Below are 23,549 nucleotides of genomic sequence, written 5' to 3' on the forward strand. Positions count from 1 at the left end.
CAAAGGTAATGACCGGTGATAGCCGCCGTGGCTTATGGCCCCGGGGCTGGAAGTGTAGTCTCGGGAAAGTGTTGGTACTAAGGGCGATGCAATTCACGTTAATGCACGCGGGCCTGTTGTGAAGGTGGCGATAGCGGGTACAGCCTTGCTCTATACCGAGGCGGTGCCGCTACCGGGTACAGCTTTGTGAGACACGCCGTAAACCCATCCCTGGGGGCTCTGCACCGCCATCCATGGCGGTGAAGGTCTCACAAAGCTGTACCCGGTAGCGGCACCTTCGCCGAGAGTTCAACACAGTGAACAGTATGAAGGCTTTATGTATCGGTGCGTTAATCGGCGTTTGCCGTAGTCTCTTCTTGGTTGACGAGCTCGAACGCAATGCGGCGCTTGCCGGTGTCCACGGCGCTGACCTTTACCTGTACGCGTTGCTCCAGCTGGAAGCGCTCTTCGCCGCGGGTGATCAGCAGGCGCTTGCCATCGAACTCAAACGGGTTCTTCTTGGCGTTGAAGCGCACAAACCCGTTGATGCCGTTGTCGTCCAGGCGCACGCCGATACCAGCGCCGTTTACCAGGGTGATCTGTCCGTTGAATATCTCACCGACTTTGCCTTCCAGGAATTGGCAGTACAGCCACTGCTGCAGCGCGCGGTCTGCCTGGCGGCCGGTGCTGACGCTCTGCTGCAGGGCTTCGCTGTCACCGAGAGCAGGCAAGGCTTCGCCCTGTTGCGCTGCGCGCAGGACACGGTGGTTGTGCAGGTCGTTGAACTTGCGGATCGGCGAGGTGACGGTGGCGTAGTGGGGCAGGCCAAGGCCGAGATGCGGGGCCGCTTCTGCACTCAGCTCGCCCGGGCGCAGCATGCGTTTCAGCACCGCCAGAATATTGTGCATTTCCGGTTCGCTGTGGGATTCGAGCTCCTTGACCAGCTTGAGGTAATTTTCCTGCTGGTGCAGATCCTGCTCCGCGTATTCCGGCAGTACTTCCTTCAGCAGCGCGCGGATTTCTCCCATGCGCTCGTCGCGGAACCCCAGGTGAATAGAAAAGCAGCCGCCGCCCAGTTGTGCGAGTTTGTCACCGGCGCAGATATTGGTGGCCAGCATGGCTTCTTCTACCATGCGCTGAGCCGCAGAGCGCTCCTGCTTTTCGATGCGTTCGATCTTGCGCTGGGCGTTCAGAATCAGTTCGTAGTCCGGGCGATCTTCCATTACCAGGGAGTGGCCGGCGCGGTACCCGGCGCGGGCACTGCTAAGTGCGTCAAGAAGGCGCAGGCTGGTGTGCTGACTCTCCGGCACGGCACTGTCGTCGCCTTCAATAAAACGTGCAACCTGCGCGTAACTGAGCTTGTGTCGTGAGCGGATTGCGGCGAATTCATACTCGAAGCCATTGAGCGCACCGTCGCTACCGACTTCTACGTGCATTACCAGTGCCGGACGCAGTTCACCTTCGACCAGCGAAAAGCTGTTTTCACACAGGCTGGCAGGGAGCATGGGCAGGGTTTCACCGGCCAGGTACACGCTGTTGGCGCGTTTGCGCGCGTCTTTGTCCAGCGGGCTAGCGGCAGTAATCAGGCTGGAAGGGTCGGCCACGGCGATGTGCAGGGTCCAGCCGTCGCCGGACTCGGTAACTGCCAGGGCGTCGTCCATATCCCGGGTGGATTCGGCATCAATGGTGACGAAGTCCAGCTCGGACAGATCCTTGCGCTCTGCGCACAGGGCTTCCAGCTGTGCGGGGATGTCCTGTGCCTGCTTGAGTGCCGCGTCACTGAACTGGTTGGGCAGCTGGTATTGGGCCACCACGAAGGCGTGTTCGATAGCCACTGCATCGGGCTTGCCAATCACGCTCTCCACTTTCGCCTGGGACTTGCCGTCTTTGAATGGGTGGCGGGTGATGGTGCAGGCAATCAGGTCGCCGGGCTGCGCTTTGGCGCGGGCCTTCGGCGGGAGGAATATCCAGCGCGACAGCCCCTGGTTGCTGGGCTGGATAAAATGGCCCTGGCCCCGCTGTACGTACTCGCCCACCAGATATTTGAGTTCGGACTCGATCAGGCTGTCGAGTTCTGCCGACAGCTTGCCCTTGTCTTCTTCGGTCAGGCTGACGCGCACCCGGTCACCGGGAAATACCCGATCCATTTCCGCCGGCGGCAGGAAAGCCTCGCGACCATCGTCCAGTGCCACAAAACCGAATTTGCCACTACTGCCGCGCACCCGCCCGTCGGCGAATTCTTTGGTGGAACGGATATCGGACTTGAGCTGCGTGAGCTGCTTGAGAGCATCGGCATTGAGCATGAATCAATCTCTGTGGGTCTGTTTGGGCGCGGATTCTACCAGACGGACCATGACAGGCCAGACGCAGTCGCGGGGAGAGTGAATTGGGGCTGGTGGTCGCTGTCTCCAAATGCGCTGGTCAAAGTGTGACCACTGGTATCTTTCGGTTATTTACGGCTTTCGCATCCTAATATTTGCCAATAGTTAGGATGAATCTAGCGTCTTTTGTCGCTATTACGCAAAGATCGCAATGTCTTTATTGGATGGGTGGATATATTCTTAGGTCTCTAGAATAAGTCGCGACGGCGGGTGAAACCGACAAAATTGGTGGAAGCCGACGCTGCCGCAAAATCGGCCTCCGGAGAGGAATGTTTATGAGTGTTTTTTCCCATCCTGCCTACGATAATCACGAAGAAGTCGCTTTCTATCACGACGCCAAAAGCGGTCTGAAAGCCATTATCGCAGTACATAACACCAACCTCGGCCCGTCGCTGGGTGGCTGTCGCATGTGGCCCTATGCCGATGACAGTGAAGCCCTGAACGACGTGCTGCGCCTCTCCCGCGGCATGACTTACAAGTCTGCGATGGCCGGCCTCAAGCTGGGTGGCGGCAAGTCCGTGATTATCGGCGACCCGCGCAAAGAGAAAACCCCGGAGCTGCTGCGCGCCATGGGTGACTTCCTCAACACCCTCGGTGGCCGCTACATCACTGCGGAAGACTCCGGCACCAGCGTTGCAGATATGAAGATTATTGGCGAGCGCACCGAGTATGTATCCGGTGTGATTGCCGGTCAGGAACACGGCGGCGACCCCTCTCCCTCTACCGCATACGGCGTATTCGTGGGCCTCAAGGCTGCAGCTGAGCACCGCTGGGGGCGCACCGATCTGACCGGCCTCAAGGTTTCCATCCAGGGCGTGGGCAATGTCGGCTTCCGTCTCGCCAAACTGCTGAAAGAAGCGGGTGCGGAACTGTTCGTGACCGATATCTTCCAGGACAACGTCGATCGCGCAGTCAATGAACTGGGCGCAACTGCGGTGAGCGGGGAAGAGATTTTTGAACTGGACGTGGATCTGTTCGCCCCCTGTGCACTGGGCGCGATCCTGAACGACGACACTATCAGTCGCCTGAAAGTGGGCGCTATTGCCGGCGCGGCCAACAACCAGCTGGCAGAAGCGCGTCATGCGGAAATTCTGCGCGACAAGGGCATTCTGTACGCGCCGGATTATGTGATCAACGCCGGCGGCATTATCGATGTCTACTACCAGCAGCTGGGTGAATACAACGCGGAGCAGGTGAAGCAGCACATCGAGACCATCGGCACCACCATGCAGGAAATCTTCCAGCGTGCAGACGAATCCGGTGAAACCACTGCCCACATTGCCGACCGCATCGCCGAAGAGCGCTTCGGGCATAAAGATGCCCTGGGTGATGCCGATTCCGCGGCGGCGTGAATGAGATTTGCCTTTTGACGTAATCGTCTCTCTGTGAGGTATTCTTCGGGCGCTACGGCGCCCGTTTTTTTTGCCTACACTTTTTTCCTGAGCGAGTGGCGAACGCACTGCTCCGCGATGTTTCGCCTTTTTCTACGCAATATTCAGGATAACTGACAATGGAAATGCGCAGTGCTTCCTGCCGCCTGGCGGTGTTGGCCCTTTTGACCTCCGCCCTGATCTGCGGTTGCAGCCGCCCCGACCCCACTGCCGAAGATACCGACAAGCACCGCGCACTGAGCGTCGACAAGCAGGCGGCGGCAAGCAGCAAGACCGCAGCCCGCGGCAATGAGGCCTATGTCGAGGCGCCAAAGCTGGAAATCCCGTTCCACAAGGAAACCCTCAAAAACGGCCTGACGGTCATCGTGCACGAGGATCGCAAGGCGCCGGTTGTCGCCATCAATATCTGGTACAAGGTGGGCTCCAAGGATGAAGCCCGCGGCAAAACCGGCTTCGCCCACCTGTTCGAGCACCTGATGTTCAATGGCTCGGAGAATTTCCCCGGGGAGTATTTCGAGCCGTTTCAACGCTCCGGTGCCACCGACATGAACGGCACCACCAACAACGACCGCACCAATTACTTTGAAACCATGCCGGTGGGCGCGCTGGATATGGCGCTGTGGATGGAGTCTGACCGCATGGGGCACTTCAAGGGTGCCATCAGCCAGGAAAAGCTGGATGAGCAGCGGGATGTAGTGAAAAACGAAAAGCGCCAGTCGGAAAATGCGCCCTACGGCCAGGCATTCGAAATGATTGCCAAGGCTACCTTCCCGTCGGACCATCCATACTCGTGGACTACCATCGGCTCGATGGAAGATCTGGACCGCGCCAGCCTGGAAGACGTGAAAAAGTGGTTCTCCGACTACTATCAGCCGGCCAACGCCATTCTGGTGATTGCCGGGGATATATCGGTAAAAGAGGCGATGGCCAAGGCCCGGCAGTATTTCGGCAATATTCCCAGCACCGAGGTGCCGCCAAAACTGAAAAACTGGGAGCTGCCGACCCAGGTGAACAAGCGCGAAGTCACAACCGACCAGGTGCCGCAGACCCGTATTTACTATATATGGAACGTCCCGGCCATTGGCTCGGATGAGGAAAATGCGCTCGATCTTCTCACCTCGCTGCTGGCCAATCGCAAAAACTCGCTGCTGTACCGCCGCCTGGTGCGGGACGAGCAGGTCGCCACCAGCGTCAGTGCCTTTTACTACGGAAGGCAGCTGGCGGGGCAGCTATTTGTCATCGTTGACGTAAAGCCCGGGCAGTCGCTGGAAAAGGTGGAGAAACTGCTGAATGAAGAGCTGGCAGCCTTCGCCAAGTCCGGGGTCAGCGCCGAAGAAATCCGCCGCATCAAACAGAGCGAATTTGCCAGCCTGGTGAAAGGGTTGGAGAAAATCGGTGGATTTGGCGGCAAGAGCGATATTCTCGCGCGCTCACAGTTTTATTACGACGATCCCGGGGCACTGGTAAACGGGCTGGCAGATTACGCCAAAGTTTCCGCCGCAGAAGTCCAGGATGTGGCCCAGAAATGGCTGCGCCCGGAGCACTACACCCTGATCATCAAGCCCGAGGATAAATACGCGGTAAGCGGTGAAGACGTAGATCGCAGCAAGCTGCCCGCCATCGATAAAACCGTTGAACTGGAACTGCCGGAGCAACAGGCGTTTACCCTCGACAACGGCCTCAGGGTGGTGCTGGCGGAGCGCCACGACACCCCGGTGGTATTCATGAGCCTGCAGTATCGCAGTGGCGCATCGGCGGACGGTGAGCAGCCCGGGCTTGCCTCGGTGGTGGCGCGTATGCTGAGTGAGGGGGCGGGCAGTTACGACAGTCTCGAATTCAGTGCCCGCCAGGAGGAACTCGGGGCCAGTATCGGCGCCGCCAGCGGCCTGGATTACAACTCCCTCAATCTCACCGCATTGAAAACCCAGTTGCAGCCGTCGCTGGAACTGTTGCGCGACGTGATCTCCAGTCCGGCGTTTCCGCAACAGGACCTGGTGCGGGTCAAGTCCAACTGGCTGGATTCCATTGCCCAGGAGGAGTCCCAACCCCAGGGGTTGGCAATGAGGGAGTTGCCACCGCTGCTATACGGTAAGGACCATCCCTACGGCGCACCGCTGACCGGTTCCGGTACCGTCGGGGCGATCAAATCCATCACTCGTGATGACCTGGTGAGTTTCCACAACACCTGGCTGCGCCCGGACAACGCTATGCTCACCGTAGTGGGGGATGTGACCAAGGAGGAAATCAAGGGCCTGCTGAATGAAACCCTGGGTGGCTGGAAGGCGCCGGGAGAGGCGCTGCCGGAACTGCAGTTGGCGGAAGTGGCGCGCCCGGAAAATTCGCGCATCTTTCTGCTGGACCGCCCCGGGGCGCAGCAGAGTTACATCATGGCCGGTCTGGTGATGCCGCCCTGGAAGCCGGAGGGGGCCGAGGCCTTTGATGCGATGGCGTCCATCATCGCCGGCAAGTTTACCTCCCGTCTCAATATGAACCTGCGGGAAGAAAAGCACTGGTCTTACGGTGCGCGCGCAGTATCCATGGATGCGCAGGGGCAGCGCCCTTATATTGTGTTTGCCCCGGTGCAGACGGACAAGACCGCGCAGGCCATGAGCGAGATTCTGAAAGAGTATCAGGCTTTTCTGTCCAGCCGCCCGGTGGAGGAAGAGGAGCTCGCGGACTACCGGGATGATGAATTGCTCAAGCAGAGCGCGCAGTTCCAGACCAAGGGCCAGTTGCTGTCGAGTATTGCGTGGCAGCGGGAGAAGGGCCTGCCACCAGAATATATTGCCGAATACCCCCAGCGGGTCAGTGCACTGACCAAAGAGGGGGTAGAGGCCGCGGCCAAGGCCAATCTTGCTCCCGAGCAGTTCACCTGGGTGGTTGTGGGGGATTTGAGCAAGATCCAGAAGGAAATTGAGGCACTGGATCTCGGACCGGTCGAGGTTTTGCCCGGAAAAGAATGACGACCTCACTGTTGCTGTCTGGGGTAGATGCGGTAAATTGGCCGCCTCTTTCCTGAAAAATAGCAACAATACACCGGCGTTCGGCGGGCCAATCGGCCCGCTGTCCTGTCGAGTGAGTATGGGGCGACCATGACCGCATCGCGCATCTCTTCCAGACTTCGTCAGACTTCCAACTTCGCTTGCCGGTTGGCGTATATCGCCGTGGCGGCCCTGTGGGGGAGCTGGGCGCAGGCGGAAAACCTCGCACTTCAGGCCGGCTGGCTGTTCGATAGTGAGTCCGGTCGCCTGCTGGAGAAGCGCACGGTACACATCGTGGATGGCAAGGTTGAGTCGGTCGAGCGCGGCTTCAACCATCGCGACGGCGAACGGGTTATCGACCTGCGCACTTTCTCCGTGCTCCCCGGCCTGATGGACATGCACACCCACCTGGCCTATGAATACGGCCCGCGTACCTACACCGAAACCTTTTCCTGGAACCCGGCGGATTACACGCTGCGCGCGGTCAATACCGCCGAGCGCACCCTGATGGCCGGCTTTACCACGGTGCGCGATCTCGGCGACAGCGGCAATGTCACCATCAGTCTGCGCAATGCCATCAAGCGTGGCGATATCCCGGGTCCACGGGTATTTACCGCGGGTAAGGCTATCGCCACCACCGGCGGCCATGCGGATCCCACCAACGGTTACCGCCACAGCCTGATGGGCAGCCCCGGTCCGGCTGAGGGGGTGATCAATGGCCCCGCCAGTGCCCGCCAGGCGGTGCGTCAGCGCTACAAAGACGGCGCCGACCTGATCAAGATCACCGCCACTGGAGGGGTGCTGAGTGTGGCCAAGAGCGGCCAGAATCCGCAGTTTATGGACGACGAGCTGGAGGCCGTCGTGGCCACCGCAAAGGATTATGGCTATACCGTGGCGGTGCACGCCCATGGCCAGGAGGGGATGGAGCGGGCCATTCGCGCCGGGGTGGACTCCATCGAGCACGGTACTTACATGGACGATGAAACCATGTCGCTGATGAAGCGGCACGATACCTGGTATGTGCCGACGCTGATGGCGGGGGAGTGGGTTACCAAAAAATCTGCGGTTGACGGCTTTTTCCCGGAAATGGTACGCACCAAGGCGGCGACGATCGGGCCGCTACTGCAGGATACTTTTGGTCGCGCCTATCGTACCGGTGTGAATATTGCGTTTGGCACCGACTCCGGGGTTAGCCGTCACGGCGATAATGCCCGGGAATTCGCGTTGATGGTGGAAGGGGGGATGGCGCCGGCTGATGCGATTCGCGCGGCAACCTGGAATGCGGCACATCTGCTGAATGCGCAGGATGAGCTCGGCAGCATCAGTCCCGGCAAGTGGGCGGACATTGTGGCGGTGGTGGGCAATCCGCTGGAGGACATTACCACGCTGCAGCGGGTGCGGTTTGTGATGAAGGGCGGCGAGATTTACAAGCAACCTGAATAAATCTTGGCAACAAAAATCCCGGCAGTAGCCGGGATTTTTGTTTGCGGACCAGAGTATTCCGGTTCCTATTTTTCGAGTTCGAAAACCAGTTCCAGATTCACGGAAACGGTAGTCTCTCCCGGTGCAATCGGCGTGCTTGCACTGTCTTTGGCCGCGGCCATTTCCGCGCGCATCATCGGCCGGGGCATACCGCCGTGACTGCCCTCGGAGATACTGACGATACGGCGCACCTTGGTATCCAGTGCTTTTGCGTAGGACTCGGCGCGGGCCCGCGCTTGCTGCAGGGCCTTTTCCCGCGCTTCGGCAAGCAGCGGTTCCGGTTCGCCAATAGAGAAGCTGGGGCCGTGGATCTGGTTGGCACCCGCCGCGGTCATCGCATCGATGACTTCGCTCAGGTCGTCCAGTTTGCGCACGGTAATGCTGACGGTATTGCGGGCAATGTAACTGGTGATCTGGCGCTCGGGGCGATTCGGACTGCCCGCAGAATTATCCGGATAACTGTAACGGGGCATCAGGCTGATACCGCTGGTCTGTACATCCTTTTCATCGATGCCGGCCTTTTTGATGGCCTTCATCAGCTTTTCCATCTGCTCGGCATTGGCCTGCATGGCGTCTTTGCTTTCTTCCGCTTCCGTAACCACGCCGGCGGAAATAGCCGCAGTATCCGGCGCCTGGCTCGCTTCTCCCTGGGCAGAAATGGAAATCAGCGTGCCGGAAGGTTTGGAACCGTTGATGTCATTGCCGCAGCCCGCGGTAGTGGCGAGCAGGCTTGCGAACAGTACGGTGGGAAACAGTTTGATCGTTTTATTCATGGCGAATCCTTGTATTGCCAGTGATACATCGCGGTCTATTGTGGGGGTGTAAAGATGAATATCACGTGAACAGCCGCTCGAATGTCTCTTCCGCCGGATGATAGATCGCGAAGCCCAGGCGCAGCAGATGTTTGCGTCGATCACAGAGAACGTGTTTTAGACGCAACTCCTCCTGCAGTTGTCCGGCCTTTTCTGCAGAACCGCAGTGGAAAGTGAAGAAATGGCCGTGGCCATTTTCCAGGTCGTGGTAAAGCAGATTGCCACGGTTGAACAGCGGGTGGTCAGCGGTGTCCATGGCGGCGAGAAAACGCTGCTGGTTGCTCAGTACATAGCTGTGGATCCTGTCCACGGTAATGCCCTGGTTTTCGAACAGAGCGAGTACCGCCAGTGCCTTGTACAGGGGGGAATAGTCCATGGTGGCGCCGGCGAAGCGCAGCCAGTCGTTGCCGAAGCCGACGCCTTCGCTGCGGTTTTCCAGTTGTGCCATTTCCGCAAACCAGCCGGTATTCAGTGGTCGCAGGGTGCAGCCGCGCGGAACGCTCATAAAACACATGCCTTCACCCGCCCCCAGGTACTTGTAGGAACCGGCGGTGAAGAATACCTTGTCCGCGATCGCCGACAGATCGATGGGGCGGGCAAAAAATCCGTGATACCCGTCGATAACCATCTGTGTGGCGTCCGGTTTGCGCGCTGCAATTTTCAGCAGTTGCGGGAATACGATGCCGGAATCGAAGAACACCAGGCTGGCGTAGGCCAACTGGTAATTGCCATTCACCAGTTCCTGCTCAAAGCGCTGGGGCAGGGTGGCGAAGGGCTGGGTGGGCACGCGCACCACTTCCACGTTGGGCAGCTCTTCGAGGCGCAGCAACTGGCGGGCAAAGCTGTAGAATTCGCCATCCGTGGTGAGGACCCGCAGGGGCTGGCTCAGGTCGAAGCTGCTGATCAGGCGGTACACCAGCTCGTGGGTATTGGGTGCCAGTGCAATCTGCTCTGGTGCCGGCAAATTCAATACCCTGGCGATCTCCCGCTGGAAGGTGGGTATTTTTTCACCGAAGATCTTGTCCCACTTGGTATCCGCCATCAGCGCGGCGTCCTGCCAGTAGTCCTTGACCGCGTCCAGGGTAGCGTCCGGCCAATAGTGGTGAGAGTGGCATGCCATGTGCAAAACCGGCAGGTCGCACTGGGGTGAGGCTGCTTTTTGGGCGGCCTGTAAAAATTGTCGATAGTATTTTTGGTACATTTCGCTCTGGTAACTTGGTCTGTAGTGGCTAAAGTGGCCACTTGAATGAAGTCCCGGGATTGTAATCCCGCAAAGGAGGTGTTGCAGTGGAATATTTACACACAATGGTGCGAGTCACCGATCTGGATGAATCCCTGAAGTTTTATTGCGACAAGCTGGGCCTGATCGAGGTCAGTCGCAATGATTACGAGAAAGGCCGCTTCAGCTTGATATTTCTTGCCGCGCCGGGGGATGAGGGCTCTGCCAAGCAGGACAAGCGTCCCTGCCTGGAATTGACTTACAACTGGGATCCGGAGACCTATACCGGCGGGCGCAATTTCGGTCACCTGGCCTACCGGGTGGAAAATATCTACGAAACCTGCCAGCGCCTGATGGATATGGGGGTGACCATCAATCGGCCGCCGCGGGATGGCCATATGGCGTTCGTGCGCTCCCCGGACAATATCTCCATCGAGTTGCTGCAGAAGGGCGATGCGCTGGAACCGCAGGAACCCTGGGCTTCCATGGAAAATACCGGAGAGTGGTGAGCAGTCAGTGAAACAGAGAAGCTGTGTAGTACTCGCCGGCGCCAACGCGGCCCGGCGGGTGCGGGAAGAGGGGCTGCACCCGCATCAGGTAGCGACCCTGGTGGGGGCGTCAGGGGGGCCCAAGTGGCTGTCCATCAGCCAGCTGGACCGGGTACTGATTGGCGAATTTTTCCGCGACCGCGAGATGCCGATCGCGACGCTCGGCTCGTCCATCGGCAGCTTTCGCAATATGTGTTACGCCACCGGCAATCCGCTGGCGGCACTGGAGAAGCTGGAATACGGCTATATCAACCAGACCTACGCCAGTGACCGCCCGACCCCGGGGGAGGTAACCGCCGCCGGGGAAAAGATCCTGCAGGAAGTGCTGGGAAGCACCGGTGCCGATGAGGTGGCAAGCAACCCCGTATGGCAGAGCCACTTTGTCACCGTGCGCGGACGGGGCCCGCTGGGCAGCGAGAAAAAACTGTTGCTGGCGCCGGCGCTGCTGGCATCGGCACTGGCCAATGCGGTCAGCCGCAGCAGCCTGCGGGCGTTCTGGGACCGGGTGGTATTCCACGCCGGCGACCAGCCCGCGGTCACCTTCGCCAACCTGACTACGGTAAACACCCGTCTCAGCGCCGACAACGTCTGCCCGTCGGTGCTGGCCAGCGGCTCCATTCCGCTGGTCATGGCCGGGGTGCAGACGCCGCCGGGGGCGCCCGCGGGTAATTACCGCGATGGCGGCATCACCGATTACCACTTCGACCTCGGCTTCCACCACCCGCAGGGCCTGGTGCTCTATCCGCACTTCTTCCCCTACCTGGTGCCCGGCTGGTTCGACAAGAGCTTCCGCTGGCGGTGGGTGCGGGGCGGGGCCATGCAGAACGTGCTGCTGGTGGCCCCATCGCCGCAATGGGTGGCGAAACTGCCCTACGGCAAGATCCCGGACCGGGATGATTTCGTCAAACTGACCACCGAGGAGCGCCTGCGTTACTGGAACACCGTGGTCGAGGCGGGCAAATCAGTGGCGGAGGATTTCTTCGAATTGTGGCAAACTGGTGCGATTGCCGATGAGATGATTGAAGTTGGCGGAAACCAGGCGCCGCACGAGCTGGCCCTGACTGCCTGAGACCGCAGCCCGGAACCGAAACATGACTGAAGCCGCATTCAACCAGCCCCAGGAAGAGTTCCGCACTACCCAGGAGCGGGTCTACTACCAGGTGCGAGACGCCATCCTGCGGGGGCAGTTTCTGCCGGGCAACTCGGTCACCATTCGCGGCCTGGCGGCGGAGCTGGATTGCAGCCCGATGCCGGTGCGCGAGGCGCTGCGGCGACTGACTTCCGAGCGGGCGCTGGAGCTGTCGGACACCCGGCGGGTGACCGTGCCCAGTATGACCCGGGAAAAGCTCGATGAAATCTGCGCGGCGCGGGTTGCCCTGGAGTGCCAGGCTGCGGAGCAGGCGCTGCCGTTCGTGGGCGACAGCGAGCTGGAACAGCTGCGCGCGCTGGACGACCGGGTAACCCAGGCGCTGGCCGAACACGACATGCAGGCCTATGTGACCGGTAACCTGGACTTCCACTTCACCCTGTATAAACTCGGGCGCCCGCACATCATCCTGTCCCTGATCGAAAGTCTCTGGCTGCAGACCGCGCCACTGCAACACCTGGTATTTCAGCGCTTTGGTGTTCAGGAGTTGCCCGACCGCCACCAGGACCTGATTGCCGCCATCGAGAGCCGTGATGTCCAGCGGGTACGCACCGCCATCCGCCAGGATATCGAAGAGGGCCTGGGTTCCATTTCCGCTGAAGAGTTAATGCCGTCCTGATGTTCAGCTACATTCATATCGCACTGCACTTTCTGGTGCCGCTGGCTATTGCCTGGTTTTTCTTTCGCACCGAGTGGAAAAAGGCCGCACTGATCATGCTCGCCGCCAACCTGGTGGACCTGGATCACCTGTGGGCGAATCCGGTATACGATCCCAACCGCTGCAGCATCAATACCCATCCGCTGCATACCATGTTCCCGATTTCTTTTTACGGGGCCATGCTGTTCCTGCCGTGGAAACCGGTGCGCTGGCTGGGTATTGGCCTGGTGACTCATATGCTGCTGGACGCGCTCGACTGCGGCTTCTGATTGGCCGAAAGTTATCCGGCCGCTATCGGGGTGATGGTAAATTTTTGCGATCGCCCTGAAACTTCCCTCATTTCTCCCGATTCCTGCGCTTTACTCTCTCCGACCGGAAATTCACCGGTGTCATTGGCTGTGATCCGGGCTCCCGGAGCGGCGTCCCCGACTATAGTGTTAGCGCAGCAATCCACCGTTCTTGCCGATAGCCCTTGCGCAACCCGCTGAGCAGCCCCTAGAATGTGATCACATTTTTCGGTTGCCGGTAGATGGCGACCAAGGGTACGAATCAGTGATTCAGGAGTGAGGTCATGAACAAAAGCCAATTACAACAACACGATCGCGAGCACCTGCTGCACCCCTTTACCGATTTCAGCGATCTCGGCAAACAGGGCACCCGGGTTATCACCAGTGCCGAGGGCGCCTACATCACTGATATCGACGGCCACAGCATGCTCGATGCCATGTCCGGGCTGTGGTGCTGTAACCTGGGTTACAGCCGCCGCGAAATCAGCGAGGCCATCTACCAGCAGCTGAACAAGCTGCCGTTCTATAACAGCTTTTTCCAGTGCACCACGGTTCCCTCCATCGAGCTGGCAGACCTGCTGGCAGAGGTGACCCCGGCGCACATGAACAATGTGTTTTTCACCGGCTCCGGCAGTGAAGCCAACGACACCAACCTGCGTATTATCCGCCGCTACTGGGATCTGAAAGAGCAGCCGGAAAAACGTATCGTCATCTCCCGCACCAACGCCTACCACGGTTCCACCATCGGCGGTGCCAGCCTGGGCGGTATGAGCGGCATGCACAAGCAGTTCCAGTCGCTGGATTACATTGAACACATCCAGCAGCCATACTGGTTCGGCGAAGGCGGTGACATGTCTCCGGAAGAGTTCGGCGTACATGCCGCCCGCGCGCTGGATGAGAAAATTCAGGAGCTCGGACCGGAAAAAGTGGCCGCATTCATTGCCGAACCGATCCAGGGCGCCGGCGGCGTGATCATTCCGCCGGAGACCTACTGGCCGGAAGTGAAAAAGGTCCTGGACCAATACGATATCCTGCTGGTGATGGATGAAGTGATTTTCGGCTTTGGCCGCACCGGTGAATGGTTCGGCGCCGACTACTACGGCATGCAGCCGGACCTGATGACCTTCGCCAAGGCGGTAACCAACGGTTACTTCCCGCTGGGTGGCACCATGGTCAGCGACCGCGTTGCCGACGTGATCAAAGCCAAAGGCGGTGAGTTCACCCACGGCTACACCTACTCGGCGCACCCGGCGGCCTGTATGGCGGGCCTGGTGACCATCAACATCCTGCGCAATGAAAAGATTATCGAGAATGTGCGCGATGTAACCGGCCCTTACCTGGCCAAGCGCTGGGCGGAGCTGGCGGATCACCCGCTGGTGGGCGAGGCCCGCAGTCTCGGTCTGGTCGGTGCGCTGGAACTGGTGAAAGACAAGGGCAGCCGCGCCCGCTTTGACGACAAGTGCACCGCAGGTGGTGTCTGTCGCGATATGAGTATCAAGAACGGGCTGGTAATGCGTGCCACCGGAGACACCATGATCATCGCGCCGCCGCTGATCATCACCACCGAGCAGGTGGATGAACTGGTAGAAAAAGCCCGTCGCGCGCTGGATGATACCGCCAGGGCAATGGCGTAAGATCCACAGTGACCACCCCGCGCAGTGCGGGGTGGGACAATTGCAGCAAATACGAAGTCAATTTATGGCAACAGAACAAAAATACCAGCCGTCCAGTGCGCTTCTGGAAACCTCGGAAGCTTTTCTCGCCGAACACCCGGACCTGAAGTGGATCGAGGGCTTTGCCTTCGACATCAACGGCGTGCCTCGAGGCAAATGGCTGCCGGCCGACTCCGCGCACAAACTGCTCGGCGGCGGTTTGCAGATGCCGCGCAGTGCTGTCAGCCTGGATATCTGGGGGCGGGATATTGAAGACAGCCCGCTGGTGTTCGCCAGTGGCGACAGTGACGGTGTCTGCCAGCCGGTATCGCCTATCTGTCTGGCGCCGTGGCACCGGGAAAAAACCGCACAGCTGCATATGCAACTGTTCGAGGCCGATGGTTCCGTCCTTTACGCCGACCCCCGTGCACAGCTGCAAAAGGTGGTCGACAGGCTGGCGTCCCTCGGCTACAAGGCGGTGTGTGCGACCGAGCTGGAATTTTACCTGTTGCAGGACGACGTGGACGAACTCGGCCACCCACGTCCGGTAAGCGACAACGATTCCGAGTTGGTGCCGTCCACCGATGTGTATGACCTGGCCGAGCTGGATTCCCAGCGGCACTTTTTTGCCGATGTGCGGGCAGCCTGTGAAGAGCAGGGGATTCCTGCGGACTCCATTCTTTCCGAGTGCGCCCCCGGGCAATTCGAGATCAATCTGCTGCACTGTGACGATCCGCTGAAGGTTGCCGATCAGACACTGTTGTTCAAGCGCCTGCTCAAGGGGGTGGCGCGCAGCCATGGCCTGCGGGTGAGTGCCATGGCCAAGCCGTTTGGTGACCGCGCCGGCAACGGTATGCATGTGCACATGAGCCTGGTGGACAAGGACGGCAACAATGTCTTTGACGACGGCAGTGACACCGGATCGGAACTGCTGCGCCACGCGGTGGCGGGCATGATGGCGACAGCCAATGATTCCATGGCAGTTTTTGCGCCTCACAGCAATTCCTATCGCCGATTCCAGGAAAGCAGTCACGCGCCCCTCAATCTGTGCTGGGGCTACGACAACCGCACGGTAACTTTCCGGGTGCCCGCCAGTGAGCCCAAGGCGCGTCGCATCGAGCACCGCATTGCCGGCGCCGACGTCAATGCATACCTGGTGCTGGCAGCCATTCTCGCCGGCGTATGCCACGGCCTGGAAAACCAGCTGCAACCGCCAGAGCCGGTATCCGGGGATGCCTACCAGGTGGAAAGTGAACAGCTGATCAATACCTGGAGTGGGGCGCTGGAACGATTTGATGCCAGCCCGCTGTGGCGGGAGTACCTGGACCCGGAATTCGTGGAGCTGTTTGTATTGCTGAAGCGCCAGGAACAGGCGGAAATCGCCGCCCGCGTAACCGATGTGGAATACCAGAGCTACCTGCAACGGGTGTAAGCACCGGCGCCGGAGTCCACCGGAAACCGCGGCGTTGTTTGCGACCTTTATTCAAGGGGATTTGTGTCAGAAATAAAGATGGGGTGAAATGCTCTGCTATACCTAAAAACAGACATCTGCGGCATCGCAGTGTGTCGCAAACTCTCCTCCTGAAAGTGTGTTCGAGAAACCTGGCCCGCCAACTGGCGGGCATTTTTTTTGGGCAGAAATTTTAAGCAGAAATTTCTTCCTATATGCGGGTTAATGCTTAGGCATTACTTGCTGTTTCCATTAAAACTCCACCTATACTGAAAATAACCGCGTGCCGGGGTCACGTTGGAACCTGTGTATCCCCAGCGGCCATGGAGCATTTCAGAGTTACAAGGAGTTACCCATGCGAACCAAGTCCCTTCTTCTCCCGCTGGCGATTGTCTCCGCCAGTGCCACCGCGCCGGCCTTCGCCGATTTTAATGGCGGCGACGTTATCGTACGTGTCGGTGCTGCCTTTATGGAGACCGACGATACCTCTGTACTGGCAGATACCGTACTTGTCGACGTCGAGGATCCAAATGATCCGGATGCCGTGATCCCCGTAGAGGCGGGTGCGTCGCTGGATCTCGATGATGAGACCACTTGGTTTATTAACGGTACTTTTTTCCTGGCCGATCACTGGGCGGTCGAGCTGTACCACATGAACAGCGCCGACCTGGATGCCAGCATTAGCACCTTTGTGATAACGCCCGATGCTGAATTCCGTGGTACCGACGGCATCGGTGATTTTGAAACCAGTGTCACCAGTTTTTATGTCGACTGGTACCCGGTGTGTGTGGAATCCTGGATTCAACCGTACGTGGGTGTAGGCGTGAATTACACCGATATCGACCAGGACTGGCTGCGCCCGGTGTTTGTGGATGAGTCAACCAACTACGGCCTGCTCAACTTCGGCAGCTCTTTTGGCTGGACCGCGCAGGTCGGTGTGGATATGACTTTCGGCCGTGAGAGCAACTGGCTGATCAACGCCTCGGCCATGTATATCGATGCGGATCCCGAACTGGAGCTGGGCTTCGACGCGTTCGACCTGGATACCGGGGCAGTGGATACCATTCGCATCAAGGACGATTTGGAATACGACTCCTGGATTTTCAACCTGGGTGTTGGTTACAAGTTCAGCTTCTGATCTGACCGTTGCTCCAGACACCATTGCCCCGGCTCTGCAGCACTGCAGGACCGGGGCTTTGTCTTGTGCGGGAGGGAACTCCGACGGAGTTGCTCCCGGGCGATCACCTGCCGTGTCTGGTTTTGCATCGCCGCCAGGCGCCTGTCACAGCGCTGCCACAGTGTTGGGCGATCATTTGAGGAAAGAGGCGACTGAGCGGTCTTGCCCCGTTTGTGGACGGATAGTGTCTGGCAGTCACTTCTGCGCCGGTGTATTCTTCGCCTTATCGGCGTCCGGCTGAGAGCCTTTGCCAGAACAATAAATACGGGGAAATTATGACCGCCTTGGGAGAGTTATCAGACGGTCCCGCGGCCGCAGAGCGGCCACTGAATATCTGCCTGCTTGGCTATCGCAGCCATCCCCACTGTGGTGGGCAGGGTGTATACCTGCATTACCTGAGTAAAGCGCTGGTTGAGGCCGGTCATTCTGTGGACGTGATTTCCGGGCAACCCTACCCGGAACTCGACCCGCGGGTGCGCCTGATCAAGATGCCGGGACTCAACCTCTACGAGCATGCCAATCCCACCCGCGCACTGCGCCCCCGCCACCTGTTGAGCTGGGCCGACTTTTACGAGTGGTTTGGCAAATTGACCGGTGCCTTTGCCGAGCCCTATGCATTTGGCCGTCGCGTCGCGCGCTATTTGCGCAGGCACGGCCGGCATTACGATATTGTCCACGACAACCAGTCCCTCTGTTATGGATTGCTGGATATCGAAAAATCCGGCGTGCCGGTAGTTGCCACCATCCATCACCCGATCACCCGCGACCGCCAGTTGGCGCTGGACGCGGCCCCGGACTGGTTCTATCGCCTGCTGGTGCGCCGCTGGCACAGTTTTCTGGGCATGCAGATTCGGGTTTCCCGCAGGCTGCGCTACATCGTTACCGTATCCAGCCAATCCCTCAACGATATCGTTGCGCAGTTCGGGGTGCAGCGTTCGCAGTTGCAGCTGATTTACAACGGCATCGATACCGAAATTTTTCGACCGCTACCAGAAATTGCGCGCAACCCGATGCGCATCATGACCACCGCATCGGCGGACCAGCCGCTAAAAGGGCTGCGCTTCCTGCTGCAGGCGGTGGCACTGTTGCGGCCCAGGTACCCGGAGCTGGAAGTGCTGGTGGTGGGCAAACTGAAAACCGGAGGTGCAACGGAACAATTGCTGCGGGAGTTGCAGCTGGAAAATACGGTGCAGTTTGTTTCCGGCATCAGTAATCGCGAAATGGTGGAGTACTACGCGACTGCGGGCATGGTGGTATGTCCTTCGCTGTACGAGGGCTTCGGGTTGCCCGCTGGCGAGGCCATGGCCTGTGGCGTGCCGGTGATTTCCAGTGACGGCGGCGCGCTGCCGGAAGTGGTCGGCGATGCCGGCATCGTTGTTCCGGCGGGGGATAGCGGGGCGCTTTCCCGGGCCATAGATCGGCTGCTCGGCAATGCAGAATTGAGTAAAGCGCTGGCGCGCAAGGGGCGTGAACGAATTGAGCAGGAGTTTTCCTGGGCCCGGGCCGCGCAGCACCTGGGGAATTACTATCGCCGTATCATCGCGCAGCGCTCCGGTGTCGAGGGCAGCAACCATATTTCTTTTTCGGAAAAGCCGCGCCCCGGGGAGAGTGCGGCGAATTCTGCCAAAGACCTGTTGACGGAACAGAACCGGGGGAAGGCGGCCTGATGATTACCGTTAAACCAGAGCTGCTCAGCCTGAAACCGGGCCAGAAAGTGCTTGATCTGGGGTGTGGCGAGGGGCGGCATACGATCCACCTCTCCATCACCGATCCCGTGGATGTATACGGCTTTGACCTCAGCCTGAAGGATGTGCGCGCTGCCAGCGAAAAGGCGCAGCCCTTTATGGCATCGCCGGAAACCTGCGGGCGTTTACTGTTTGGGGTGGGGGACGGTTTACAGTTGCCCTTTGCCGATGACAGTTTTGACGTTGTGATCTGTTCTGAGGTGCTGGAGCATATTCCCGATTTCCAGGGTGTGCTGGCAGAGATCGAACGGGTACTGAAGCCCGGTGGTATTTTTGCGGCAACCGTCCCGGCGTTTTTTCCCGAGTGGGTTTGCTGGAAGCTGTCCGATGCCTATCACCAGGTAGAGGGTGGGCATATTCGTATTTTTCGTGAAAGTCAGCTGCGTCGCAGTATCGAACGGTTTGGGCTGCGCTATTTCAGCGGTCACAAGGCCCACGCACTGCACGCGCCTTTCTGGTGGTTGAAGTGTCTGCTGTGGGGGCGAGAAGACGCCGTCATTGTACGCGCCTACCACCGCTTGCTGGTGTGGGACATGATGCAGAAACCGTTACTGACCCGCTGGCTCGAGCGTTTGTTGAACCCGCTGCTGGGAAAAAGTATCGCGCTGTATTTCGTAAAGCCCGCGGCTTGTGCGGGCCTGCCCGCGGGCCGGCCTGTGCCCGCCAGTGATCGCTCCGCGCTGGAGGTGGCGGCGTGAGTGAACAGATGGTAGTGGCAGCGCAGCCAAACGCAATATTTCCCGAACACTTTCTCCGTCGCAGTGCCGAATATATCCTGTCGCAACAGCTGGCGGATGGTGCCATTCCCTGGTTTTCCGGACACTACGCAGACCCGTGGGACCACGTCGAGGCGGCCATGGGGCTGAGCATCGCCGGCGAGCTGGGCGCGGCCGAAAAGGCCTACCAGTGGCTGGCACAACGGCAGTTGCCGGATGGCAGTTGGTGGGCGGCATACCGCGATGGCAAGGTCGACAATCGCGAGCGCCGCGAAAGTAATTTTGTGGCCTATATCGCCACCGGTATCTGGCACCATTACCTGATCAGCGGTGAGCGGGAATTCCTGTTGCGCTTCTGGCCGGTGGTAGAAAAGGCGCTGGATTTTGTGCTCGCATTGCAGTCGGAATACGGCGATATCCAGTGGGCTGTTGATGCAGACGGCGTACCGATGCAGGATGCGCTGATTACCGGCTGCTCCTCCATCTTCAAAAGTCTGGAGTGCGGCATCAATATTGCGCACACGTTGGGGATCGAGCGGTCGGACTGGGTGGAAGGCCGCCGCATCCTCGGCGTCGCATTGCGGGAAAGGCCAGAGCGGTTTGATCGCACCTGGGAAAGCAAGGCACGATTCTCCATGGACTGGTTCTACCCGGTGCTTACCGGAGCGGTCAGTGGCGGGGGTGCGCGCAGACGGCTGCAGAAAAAGTGGGATGAATTTGTGGTGGCAGGCCTGGGATGCCGCTGTGTCAACGACGAGCCCTGGGTGACCGTTGCAGAGTCCTGCGAACTCACCATGGCGCTGTTGGCAGCGGGAGAGCCGGGCAAGGCGCTGAAAATCTATCGCGCATTACACCGCTGGCAGGACCGCGATGGCGGTTACTGGACCGGATATGTGTATCGTGACAGCGCCGTCTGGCCGGAAGAAAAAACCACCTGGACCGTCGGTGCCATGCTGCTGGCGGCGGACGCGCTGGCGGGGCTGACCCCGGCCAGCACGCTGTTTACCCGGGTAAATTTACTGGATGCGCCGCAGGATGCCGAGGGTTTCCACCATCTCGACCAGCTCGAACTGGGCGGAGTTCAGCGCTAACTGGTAAATCTCGTAGGGTGCCTGGCCGCCGTCTTCGGGGTTGGGGAAAATATCGTGAATGGCGAGGAAGCCGCCGGGCACGATATGCCGGGTCCAGCTGCGGTAATCTGTGAGTGCCGCTTCCAGGGAGTGACCGCCGTCAATAAATACCAGTCCCAGCGGGGTATTCCAGTGTCGTGCGGCCACCACTGACGGAGCCACGACTGGCACCACGGTTTGTTCCAGATCGGCCCGGCGCATGTTGCCGCGAAAACTGTGGAAGCTGTCCATTAACTGGGCTCGGGGGTCGAACAGTTCGCTATCGTGATACTCCTCACCGGGCTGGTGTTCTTCCGAGCCGCGATGGTGGTCCAGGGCAAACAGGGTATTGCCCATCAGTTTGCAGGCGCTGCCGATATACACGGTGGATTTGCCGCAATAGCTGCCGACTTCCAGGCAGGGCCCCAGGTCGCTGGCATCCGCCGCCAGTCGGTAGAGCGCTTCGCCTTCCTTCGGGTTGAGAAAGCCTTTGACGGTTTCGATATCGAGGGGGAGGGTCATTTCCATGGTGTTTAATCTGTAATCTGCTGTTATTGCGGAAGGTAATCCGACGATCGCTTGAATGCAATGTGCTGTGCGGTCAGCATTGGTGATATTAATCGTGCATCAATAGCATCGTGTTTATTGATGTGATCAGAAAATAAAACAGGCACCCCTGAGGATGCGCAAGGATCATAGGCCTTACTGGCTGAAGCGGTTGCAGTTGCAGTGGCGGCACTGGCGCACGCGTCACTTTTTGCTGCCCCACTTTGATGCCATCGGCCGCGAACCCGAAATCATGGATCCCGGTTCGGTGAAGGTATTCGGGCGCAATATCTGCTTGGGGGATTTCCCGCACCTGATTTCCACCCCGGACAACTGTATCCGTTTTACCGCCATGGGACACCGGGGTGGTGATGCACGCATCACCATCGGCGATTATGTTTTGATCTCCCCGGGGGTGCGTATTTCCGCGGCGGAATCGATTGCCATCGGCGACGCCTGTATGTTTGCCGCCAACGTGTATATCTCGGATTCCGACTGGCACGGTATCTACAACCGCGCGCGCCCGTTCCGCTGCACAGCGCCCATCAGCATCGGCAACAATGTCTGGATCGGGGACAGTGCGATTGTCTGCAAGGGGGTCACCATCGGTGAGAACTCGGTAATCGGGGCGGGCAGTGTGGTTACCCGCGATGTACCGGCGAATACGGTGGTTGCGGGCAACCCGGCGCGGCCGATCAAGGAAATCAATCCCCGCCGCCGCATGATCACCCGCGAGGCCCTGTTTGCCGACAGCTTCCGGCAGGCGCATAACCTGGACGAATTGGATAAAATGCTGCTGGCGGGCAACAGCCTGCGGGGTTGGCTGCGGTCGCTGTTGCTGCCGCGGCAGGGGGATTAACGAAGTAGGACGTTCAATAACAATGCATAAACAGGGTAGTGTGGTACTGATCGGTATGCCGGGTGCCGGCAAGAGTACGCTGGGGGTTTTGCTGGCGAAGGAGCTGGCGAAGGATTTTGTGGATACGGATGTTCTGATCCAGCTGCGGGAAGACAAGACGCTGCAGGAGATTATGAATGAGTCGGATTACCTGAATCTGCGCCGTATCGAGGGTGAGGTGATCTCCGAGGCGGAGTTGCCCAATCATGTGATTGCCACCGGTGGCAGTGCGGTCTACAGCGAGGAGGGGATGCGCAACCTGCTGCGGTTTGGTCCCGCGGTATTCCTGAACTGCTCTGCGGATGAACTGCGCCGCCGGATCCACAATTACGAGAGCCGGGGGATTGCCAAGGCGCCGGGGCAGAGTTTCGAAGAGCTATTTGAGGAACGACAGGCACTCTACCGCCGGTATGCGGATATTGTGGTGGACTGTGATGGGAAAACCCTGCAGCAGGGTTTGGAGCAGGTGCTGGAAAAGCTGAAAGCCCGCTGATAGGTGGGTTAGTAAATACCAGTGGCGGCGCCGTCCGCGGGGACAGCCTTGCCAGACACGCCGTAAACCCATCCCCGGGGGCTCTGCACCGCCATCCATGGCGGTGAAGGTCTGGCAAGGCTGTCCCCGCAATCGGCACCTTCGTAGCACACCCAGTGCTTGGCCGCCACGGACATCAATCAAAGCTCCCGGGACCAGGCGCTGGAATCAGAGCGGTAGCTGAGTAGTGTACTTAACCTGCTTCAACGCAAAGGTAGAGTTCACCGAAGCCACATTGGGCAGGTGTACCAGGGAGCGCTTCAGCAGCTGCTCGTAGTGTTCCACGCTGTCTACCACCACACGCAGTACATAGTCCTTGTCGCCACTGGTTGAATAACACTCAACCACTTCCTGAACGTCCTGCACCGCATTCTCAAAATTGTTCAGAGAATCTTCATCGTGGTTGTGAATCGTCACGTAGCAGTATACTGTGACCCCCAGGTCAAGTTTGCGCGGGTCCAGTAGGGTGACGCGGCCGCGGATGATGCCTTCTGCTTCCAGGCGCTTGATGCGTCGCCAGCAGGGGGTATGAGACAGACCGACTTTGTCTCCCAGCTCGGCCATGGAATAATCGGCGTTCTCCTGTAGCGCCCGCAGAATCTTGCGGTCGAAATCATCCAGGTCCGTTGAGCGCTTCATATAAACTCCTATCCTACATATTCTTGTTTGGCCGAGATGGCTATCATAATTTTAAGCGCAAGCGTGCAAATAAAGCAATGTTTCATTGCGCTTTAAGCACTAGTATGACTTGACCACGCCGTCGCAAATTCCGGGCGCTGGCCTTTCAGGCAAAAAATTGCCGCCCGGACCTGCGATGCGCGCCTCGAATCACAATAATT

General features: G+C 59.1%; 20 protein-coding genes. 15 read left to right on the forward strand and 5 right to left on the reverse strand.

The window, feature by feature from the left end; genetic code table 11:
- Positions 1-329: 329 nt before the first annotated feature.
- Complete coding sequence (locus QZ511_RS01405) at positions 330-2,282, reverse strand: VacB/RNase II family 3'-5' exoribonuclease (RefSeq protein WP_295797855.1); 1,953 nt, start codon at positions 2,280-2,282, stop codon at positions 330-332.
- A 353-nt stretch (positions 2,283-2,635) separates the two neighbouring features.
- On the opposite strand from QZ511_RS01405, the gene QZ511_RS01410 reads away from it, so the two are divergent.
- The 3 genes from QZ511_RS01410 (at position 2,636) to QZ511_RS01420 (ending at position 8,175) form a co-directional block, all read left to right on the forward strand.
- Complete coding sequence (locus QZ511_RS01410) at positions 2,636-3,712, forward strand: Glu/Leu/Phe/Val dehydrogenase dimerization domain-containing protein (protein WP_295797858.1); 1,077 nt, start codon at positions 2,636-2,638, stop codon at positions 3,710-3,712.
- Between the two features lie 158 nt (positions 3,713-3,870).
- A complete protein-coding gene (locus QZ511_RS01415; protein WP_295797861.1) occupies positions 3,871-6,714 on the forward strand; it encodes a pitrilysin family protein in 2,844 nt (947 codons plus the stop codon).
- Between the two features lie 129 nt (positions 6,715-6,843).
- Complete coding sequence (locus QZ511_RS01420; RefSeq protein WP_295797864.1) at positions 6,844-8,175, forward strand: amidohydrolase family protein; 1,332 nt, start codon at positions 6,844-6,846, stop codon at positions 8,173-8,175.
- Positions 8,176-8,240: 65 nt separating this feature from the next.
- Here the strand turns inward: QZ511_RS01420 and QZ511_RS01425 are convergent, their stop codons facing one another.
- Both QZ511_RS01425 and QZ511_RS01430 read right to left on the reverse strand, forming a co-directional pair.
- Positions 8,241-8,987: an SIMPL domain-containing protein gene (locus QZ511_RS01425; protein WP_295797867.1), complete on the reverse strand. Its 747-nt coding sequence runs from the start codon at positions 8,985-8,987 to the stop codon at positions 8,241-8,243.
- Positions 8,988-9,048: 61 nt separating this feature from the next.
- On the reverse strand, positions 9,049-10,146 hold the full coding sequence (locus tag QZ511_RS01430; protein ID WP_295797870.1) for a hypothetical protein: 1,098 nt from the start codon (positions 10,144-10,146) through the stop codon (positions 9,049-9,051).
- Between the two features lie 167 nt (positions 10,147-10,313).
- On the opposite strand from QZ511_RS01430, the gene QZ511_RS01435 reads away from it, so the two are divergent.
- The 10 genes from QZ511_RS01435 (at position 10,314) to QZ511_RS01480 (ending at position 20,716) form a co-directional block, all read left to right on the forward strand.
- Entirely contained in the window at positions 10,314-10,754 is a 441-nt protein-coding gene (locus tag QZ511_RS01435) for a VOC family protein (protein WP_295797874.1), read from the forward strand.
- Positions 10,755-10,761: 7 nt separating this feature from the next.
- A complete protein-coding gene (locus QZ511_RS01440) occupies positions 10,762-11,862 on the forward strand; it encodes a hypothetical protein (RefSeq protein ID WP_295797876.1) in 1,101 nt (366 codons plus the stop codon).
- A 22-nt stretch (positions 11,863-11,884) separates the two neighbouring features.
- Positions 11,885-12,559 (forward strand): GntR family transcriptional regulator, encoded by a 675-nt coding sequence (locus QZ511_RS01445; RefSeq protein WP_295797878.1) that lies wholly within the window; start codon positions 11,885-11,887, stop codon positions 12,557-12,559.
- Positions 12,559-12,867 (forward strand): DUF6122 family protein, encoded by a 309-nt coding sequence (locus QZ511_RS01450; RefSeq protein WP_295797880.1) that lies wholly within the window; start codon positions 12,559-12,561, stop codon positions 12,865-12,867. Before QZ511_RS01445 ends, QZ511_RS01450 begins: the two co-directional genes overlap by 1 nt.
- Positions 12,868-13,169: 302 nt before the next feature.
- On the forward strand, positions 13,170-14,519 hold the full coding sequence (locus QZ511_RS01455) for an aspartate aminotransferase family protein (protein ID WP_295797884.1): 1,350 nt from the start codon (positions 13,170-13,172) through the stop codon (positions 14,517-14,519).
- Positions 14,520-14,583: 64 nt separating this feature from the next.
- Entirely contained in the window at positions 14,584-15,969 is a 1,386-nt protein-coding gene (locus QZ511_RS01460) for a glutamine synthetase family protein (protein ID WP_295797887.1), read from the forward strand.
- A 373-nt stretch (positions 15,970-16,342) separates the two neighbouring features.
- Positions 16,343-17,125, forward strand: a complete 783-nt coding sequence (locus QZ511_RS01465; RefSeq protein ID WP_295797891.1) for an OmpW family outer membrane protein — start codon at positions 16,343-16,345, stop codon at positions 17,123-17,125.
- Positions 17,126-17,439: 314 nt separating this feature from the next.
- Positions 17,440-18,831 (forward strand): glycosyltransferase family 4 protein, encoded by a 1,392-nt coding sequence (locus tag QZ511_RS01470; RefSeq protein WP_295797893.1) that lies wholly within the window; start codon positions 17,440-17,442, stop codon positions 18,829-18,831.
- The gene (locus QZ511_RS01475) at positions 18,831-19,607 is read left to right on the forward strand and encodes a class I SAM-dependent methyltransferase (RefSeq protein ID WP_295797896.1); all 777 of its coding nucleotides are present in this window, start codon (positions 18,831-18,833) and stop codon (positions 19,605-19,607) included. Before QZ511_RS01470 ends, QZ511_RS01475 begins: the two co-directional genes overlap by 1 nt.
- A gap of 8 nt (positions 19,608-19,615) precedes the next feature.
- A complete protein-coding gene (locus tag QZ511_RS01480; protein WP_295797992.1) occupies positions 19,616-20,716 on the forward strand; it encodes a prenyltransferase/squalene oxidase repeat-containing protein in 1,101 nt (366 codons plus the stop codon).
- Here QZ511_RS01480 and QZ511_RS01485 read toward each other — a convergent pair.
- A complete protein-coding gene (locus QZ511_RS01485) occupies positions 20,642-21,262 on the reverse strand; it encodes a class I SAM-dependent methyltransferase (protein WP_295797899.1) in 621 nt (206 codons plus the stop codon). The genes QZ511_RS01480 and QZ511_RS01485 overlap by 75 nt on opposite strands.
- A gap of 154 nt (positions 21,263-21,416) precedes the next feature.
- Between QZ511_RS01485 and QZ511_RS01490 the strand changes: the two genes are divergently transcribed.
- Positions 21,417-22,139, forward strand: coding sequence for an acyltransferase (locus QZ511_RS01490; protein ID WP_295797902.1), 723 nt, complete (start codon positions 21,417-21,419; stop codon positions 22,137-22,139).
- Between the two features lie 22 nt (positions 22,140-22,161).
- Positions 22,162-22,671, forward strand: a complete 510-nt coding sequence (locus QZ511_RS01495; protein WP_295797905.1) for a shikimate kinase — start codon at positions 22,162-22,164, stop codon at positions 22,669-22,671.
- A 207-nt stretch (positions 22,672-22,878) separates the two neighbouring features.
- Here the strand turns inward: QZ511_RS01495 and QZ511_RS01500 are convergent, their stop codons facing one another.
- Positions 22,879-23,349: an Lrp/AsnC family transcriptional regulator gene (locus QZ511_RS01500; RefSeq protein ID WP_295797907.1), complete on the reverse strand. Its 471-nt coding sequence runs from the start codon at positions 23,347-23,349 to the stop codon at positions 22,879-22,881.
- Positions 23,350-23,549 lie beyond the last annotated feature (200 nt).

Source organism: uncultured Microbulbifer sp. (assembly GCF_913055755.1).
Classification (GTDB): domain Bacteria; phylum Pseudomonadota; class Gammaproteobacteria; order Pseudomonadales; family Cellvibrionaceae; genus Microbulbifer.

Bases quoted from the DNA above. Each gene is read 5' to 3' on its own strand.
- QZ511_RS01445 (WP_295797878.1), top strand. From the start codon at position 11,885: ATGACTGAAGCCGCATTCAACCAGCCCCAGGAAGAGTTCCGCACTACC.
- QZ511_RS01495 (WP_295797905.1), top strand. From the start codon at position 22,162: ATGCATAAACAGGGTAGTGTGGTACTGATCGGTATGCCGGGTGCCGGC.
- QZ511_RS01485 (WP_295797899.1), bottom strand. From the start codon at position 21,262: ATGGAAATGACCCTCCCCCTCGATATCGAAACCGTCAAAGGCTTTCTC.
- QZ511_RS01455 (WP_295797884.1), top strand. From the start codon at position 13,170: ATGAACAAAAGCCAATTACAACAACACGATCGCGAGCACCTGCTGCAC.
- QZ511_RS01425 (WP_295797867.1), bottom strand. From the start codon at position 8,987: ATGAATAAAACGATCAAACTGTTTCCCACCGTACTGTTCGCAAGCCTG.
- QZ511_RS01415 (WP_295797861.1), top strand. From the start codon at position 3,871: ATGGAAATGCGCAGTGCTTCCTGCCGCCTGGCGGTGTTGGCCCTTTTG.
- QZ511_RS01475 (WP_295797896.1), top strand. From the start codon at position 18,831: ATGATTACCGTTAAACCAGAGCTGCTCAGCCTGAAACCGGGCCAGAAA.
- QZ511_RS01460 (WP_295797887.1), top strand. From the start codon at position 14,584: ATGGCAACAGAACAAAAATACCAGCCGTCCAGTGCGCTTCTGGAAACC.
- QZ511_RS01500 (WP_295797907.1), bottom strand. From the start codon at position 23,349: ATGAAGCGCTCAACGGACCTGGATGATTTCGACCGCAAGATTCTGCGG.
- QZ511_RS01405 (WP_295797855.1), bottom strand. From the start codon at position 2,282: ATGCTCAATGCCGATGCTCTCAAGCAGCTCACGCAGCTCAAGTCCGAT.
- QZ511_RS01450 (WP_295797880.1), top strand. From the start codon at position 12,559: ATGTTCAGCTACATTCATATCGCACTGCACTTTCTGGTGCCGCTGGCT.
- QZ511_RS01480 (WP_295797992.1), top strand. From the start codon at position 19,616: ATGGTAGTGGCAGCGCAGCCAAACGCAATATTTCCCGAACACTTTCTC.
- QZ511_RS01470 (WP_295797893.1), top strand. From the start codon at position 17,440: ATGACCGCCTTGGGAGAGTTATCAGACGGTCCCGCGGCCGCAGAGCGG.
- QZ511_RS01465 (WP_295797891.1), top strand. From the start codon at position 16,343: ATGCGAACCAAGTCCCTTCTTCTCCCGCTGGCGATTGTCTCCGCCAGT.
- QZ511_RS01420 (WP_295797864.1), top strand. From the start codon at position 6,844: ATGACCGCATCGCGCATCTCTTCCAGACTTCGTCAGACTTCCAACTTC.
- QZ511_RS01430 (WP_295797870.1), bottom strand. From the start codon at position 10,146: ATGGCATGCCACTCTCACCACTATTGGCCGGACGCTACCCTGGACGCG.
- QZ511_RS01410 (WP_295797858.1), top strand. From the start codon at position 2,636: ATGAGTGTTTTTTCCCATCCTGCCTACGATAATCACGAAGAAGTCGCT.
- QZ511_RS01490 (WP_295797902.1), top strand. From the start codon at position 21,417: ATGCGCAAGGATCATAGGCCTTACTGGCTGAAGCGGTTGCAGTTGCAG.